The 4,344-nt window shown below is 70.5% G+C and carries 4 protein-coding genes and 1 pseudogene; 2 read left to right on the forward strand and 3 right to left on the reverse strand.

Annotation, left to right across the window (positions count from 1 at the left end):
- The 3 genes from VFF46_RS15360 to VFF46_RS15370 form a co-directional block, all read right to left on the reverse strand.
- Positions 1–921 (reverse strand): hypothetical protein (locus tag VFF46_RS15360; protein WP_325037788.1); only part of this gene is annotated, 921 nt, incomplete at its 3' end.
- A gap of 18 nt (positions 922–939) precedes the next feature.
- Entirely contained in the window at positions 940–2,400 is a 1,461-nt protein-coding gene (locus VFF46_RS15365; protein ID WP_325037789.1) for a glycoside hydrolase family 76 protein, read from the reverse strand.
- 206 nt (positions 2,401–2,606) lie between these two features.
- On the reverse strand, positions 2,607–3,122 hold the full coding sequence (locus tag VFF46_RS15370) for a hypothetical protein (RefSeq protein WP_325037790.1): 516 nt from the start codon (positions 3,120–3,122) through the stop codon (positions 2,607–2,609).
- A gap of 82 nt (positions 3,123–3,204) precedes the next feature.
- Between VFF46_RS15370 and VFF46_RS15375 the strand changes: the two genes are divergently transcribed.
- Together VFF46_RS15375 and VFF46_RS15380 are read left to right on the forward strand one after the other, a co-directional pair.
- Positions 3,205–4,026 (forward strand): tryptophan 2,3-dioxygenase, encoded by an 822-nt coding sequence (locus tag VFF46_RS15375; RefSeq protein WP_325037791.1) that lies wholly within the window; start codon positions 3,205–3,207, stop codon positions 4,024–4,026.
- A 16-nt stretch (positions 4,027–4,042) separates the two neighbouring features.
- A pseudogene (locus tag VFF46_RS15380) lies at positions 4,043–4,344 on the forward strand (hypothetical protein); the annotation flags it as partial.

Raw genomic sequence — 4,344 nt, forward strand, 5'->3', positions numbered from 1 at the left:
CCGCAGAGCCGTGACGAGTGCGTCGTCCGGGCCGAGTCGTGGGTCGAGCGGACCGGCGCGATCCGTCAGCCAGGGCAGCAGCCGCGCGAGCTCGTCGTACTCGAACTGCAGCTGGTACAACGCGTCCTGCCCCCAACTCTCGTGGAACCCGAGCCGCTTGCCGGAGGAGCCGATCGTGAACGACACCTCGGCCACCTGCTCGGCGCGTGTCGGCACCTGGACGAGCGACTCGCGCCGGTCGACGCCGAGCAGCCGGTACTGCGCGCCGCACTCGCCGCACCAGCTCGCGAACAGCTCGCGTACTTCGCCTTGACCGGCCAACGGATTGATGATGCCCTGGGCAACCAATTCGTCGAGCGCGGCCACCAGCCGATCCTCCGGGGCACCCGTCGTACGGCGGCCCGCCAGCGTCTCGACGTGATCGGCCAGCCGCGGCAGACCGTCGTACCGCAGGCCGATCGTGTAGCTGTAGCCGAGGACCTCCGCCGGGCCGCGGTATTCCTCGGTGAACAAGAGCTCGTCCGTCCAGAACAGGACCGTGAGAGTGACCGTACGGCCGGTGCCCGGTTGCGGGGCCGTCGCGACGATGTGCTCGCGGTGGGTCAGCCGCCCGTCGACCGACCTTGTGCACGGCAGGCCGGCGTGATGGCACCACCGGCGTACCTCGGCCGCGATGCTTCCGGGCGCGTAGCGTTCGAAGCCGTCCCGCAGCGCCGCCGCCCGGCTCGCGTCCTCGAGCCGGGCGGTGCCGTCCACCGGTCGGGCGGTGCCGTCCGGCGCGAGGTAGGCCGTCAAGGTGTCGAGACCGGCGAGCGGTGTGCTGACGACGTGGCGATGACCGTCGCCGTCGATCGCGTACTCGATCCGGTCACCGATCTCCAGCCTCACCCGGCAGCCGTTGCGCTCGTAGATCGTCGTCACCCCGCGAACGTACCTCCGCTAGGGGGCGGCGTTCAGCAGATCGAGAGCGGACTGCTGGCGGGCCGCGTCGAGCTTGTCGACCGGGCCGTACCAGCGCAGGCCGTACTGGTCCATCGGTGTCCGGTCGGCCGCGAACGCGCGATCGGCCTGGCGTTGCAGGTACGCCGTGTACGGGTGGTCGGACAGCGCCGCGTTCAGCTTGCCGAGGCCGCGGACGTGCGCGCCCTTGAACGACGGGCCGTCGCCGCCGCAGTCGCCGTCCTCGCACGGCTCGCGGAGGATGCCGTCCGCGGTGTGCAGCGACGCCGCGGTCGTCGACGCGTCCGCGAGCTGCCGCGCGCTGGTCAGGTACGCCGAGTTGTTCGTTGCCTTCGACAACTCGGTGAGCGCGCCGATCAGCACGCCCTGGTTGTATGTCCACGCGGTCTGGCCGTTGTTCTTGCAGGTGGACAGGTCGATCCCGTCGTTCACCAGGTGCGAGCCGTTGATCATCCCGGTCCGCTGGAACCACGTCCAGCCCGCCTGGGCACGTTGCAGGTACGTCGCGTCGCCGGCGATCCGGCTGTGCAGCTGCGCGTTCAGCTGGATGTACAACGAGTTCGAGATCGCGTTCTTGTACGTCTTCGCCTCGCTCCACCAGACCCCGCCGCCGCACGTGTTGTCCCAGTACGCCGCCATGTGGTCCGCGTCGGCGCGCGCCGTCTGCAGGTACCGCGCGTCGCCGGTCACGTCGTACGCCGCGACCCATGCCAGCCCCCACCAGCCGGTGTCGTCGACGTAGTCGTTGCGGAACTGGCCCTCGAACTTGTTCAGGTTCAGGTCGTAGGTCTTGCCGATCGCGTACTTGTAGCTGGCCATCCCGCTGACCCGGATGTTGTCGATCAGCGCGTTCAGCGCGTTCGCCGAGTTCCACCAGCCGGTGGTGTCGAACAGCCCGCTGGACAGGTTGTAGTCCTGCATCAACGCGGTCGCGGCCGCGGTACGCCGGTCCCAGGCGTTCCAGGTCACCCGCGCCCACGGCGTACAGGCGATGTCCGGGCGGTCGCCGGCCTTGCCGCAGGCGCGGAGGGCGCCGACGCCGAGGTTGTTCCAGTCGTCGACGTTGTACATCTGCGTGCGCCAGCCGCGTTGCCCGGACGGGATCGCGGTGTTGCCGAGCCGGCTGCCGGACGCCCAGGTGCGGCCGCCGTCCATCGAACGGTCCAGCCAGACCTCGTCGCCGGGGTTGCCGTTCTCGATCGCGGCCCAGCCCATCGCGTCGTCGTCGTCCAGGTGCAGGGCGATCGTGCGGCCGAAGAGCGTCGCCGACACCGGGGTGCGGTCCTTCGGGGCGAGCGCGGGGTCGCGGGCGTCGCAGTACTTGTTGCAGATCGTTGCCTGGGTGGACATGGTCACCGGTGGGGTCTCGGCCGGCGCGGGCAGCGGTGCGCCGAGGGGAGCGATCAGGAGGGCAAGACTGGAAACGATTCCAACGGGCATCACGGATCTCCCTGGGGCGGTAGAGAGCGGTGTCACCGACGGTAGGCGGAGCACCTCAGCGCGTCAAGGGTGGGGATGCGGATCCCCAGGCCATCACAATTGCCGACCGTGGTCGATGGCACGCTGGCATCCGCCGCCGGCGCTCGATTGTGATGGCCTGCAGATCCGCGCCGGAGCCCCGCGGTGCCGGGGCGGGTGGGCCCCGGTCAGGCGCCGAGGAGCGCGGCGAGGATCGCGGTGGCGGCCACCACGGTGGCGGCGATCGCGACGTAGCGGCCGCGGGCGCGGCGGCGGACGAGGGCGGTGCGGTCGGGGCGGGTGCTGCACGGGTCGAAGCCGAGCGCGTCGGCCGGTGCGAGAACCGAGCCGAGGCGCCCGAAGAGGGTCCGGTGCTCGGCCTGCCGGGTGGCCTCGTCGACGACCCGGCGGCGCATGAACTCCCGGTGCCGGGTCGCCTGCACCCGCAGGTCCGGCGGTCCGACGAGGCTCGACGGGAGCGCCAGCTCGGTCGGCAGCGGCAGCCCCGGCGGCAGCGCCCGCTGGACCACCGCGTGCGCGGCCGCCACCCGCCTCGCCCGGCTGATCGAAGGCGGGAGAATCAGGTAGGCGAGGTGGACGAGCGACCGGTAGTCGTCGAGCAGCAGCGCCTCGACCAGCGGCTCCTCACGCGTCGGTCCTTGAACCGGACCAGGAACGATCGGTGTCTCGACCGTGGCGGACATGCAACTCCTCGACGTCGGCGTACGGAAGGACCAACGAACGAATCACTGACCAGTCACGGAACCGTGGGCTAGTCTCCGTCACATGAGTGCTGGCGACGGGGTGACGGGGAAGTGGGGCGGGGTCGACGTGCACTTCGGCGAGGAGGGCGGCCGGCTCACGTACGGCAGCTACCTGCGCCTGCCGGAGCTCCTCGACCAGCAGCGGCTGGAGTCGGATCCGCCGGCCCATGACGAGCTGCTGTTCATCACGATCCACCAGGTGTACGAGCTGTGGTTCAAGCAGAACCTGCACGAGCTGACCGCGTCCCGGGACGCGATGCTGGCCGGTGAACTCTGGCTGGCCGAGCACCTGCTCCGCCGGGTGCACACGATCGAGCGGGTGCTCACCCAGCAGGTGGATATCCTGGAGACGATGACCCCGCAGGACTTCGGCGAGTTCCGGCACCGGTTGTCGCCGGCGTCCGGGTTCCAGTCGGTGCAGTTCCGCGAGATCGAGTTCCTGTCCGGCGCCAAGGACCCGTCGTTCGTCCGCCGGTTCCGCGGCCTGACCGAGGCCGAGAAGGACCGGCTGCGCCGCCGACTCGAGGAGCCGACGCTCTGGGACGCGTACCTCGACGTACTGCGCAAGGCCGGTTTCGAGACCGACTCCGAGGACTCGGTCCGGGACGCGCTGCGCAAGGTGGCCGGCGACCGTTCGCACTACGCTGCCGTCTGGGAGCTCGCCGAGGCACTCCTCCAGCACGACGAACTGGCCGCCGCCTGGCGCGCCCGGCACGTGGTGATGGTCGAGCGGATGATCGGTACCAAGCCGGGTACCGGTGGCTCGTCCGGCGCCAACTACCTCCGCAGCCGCCTCGACCTGCGCTACTACCCGCTGCTGTGGGACCTCCGCTCGAACCTCTGACCGAAAGGCCGACGGCGTGAAGCTCTACTCCGAGGTAGGAGCACAGCGGGCCGGGCAGTTGGTAGGGGATCTCGTACTGGTGGCGTGGGTCTGGCTGTGTGTCGAGCTCGGTCTGCTGGTCCACCGGATGGTCGAAGCCCTGGGTACGCCGGGACGCAAGGCGGCCGAGGCCGGCGACGGGCTGGCCGGTGACCTGCGGAAGCTGTCGTCGCCGATCGGGAAGGTACCCGCGGTGGGCGACGAGCTGCGGGCGCCGATCGACAGCGCAGCCGGTGCCGCGGGCAAGCTCGCACAGGCGGGGCGGGACCAGGTACATGC

Origin of the sequence: Kribbella sp. (assembly GCF_035655035.1) — a bacterium.
Taxonomy (GTDB): Bacteria; Actinomycetota; Actinomycetes; order Propionibacteriales; family Kribbellaceae; genus Kribbella.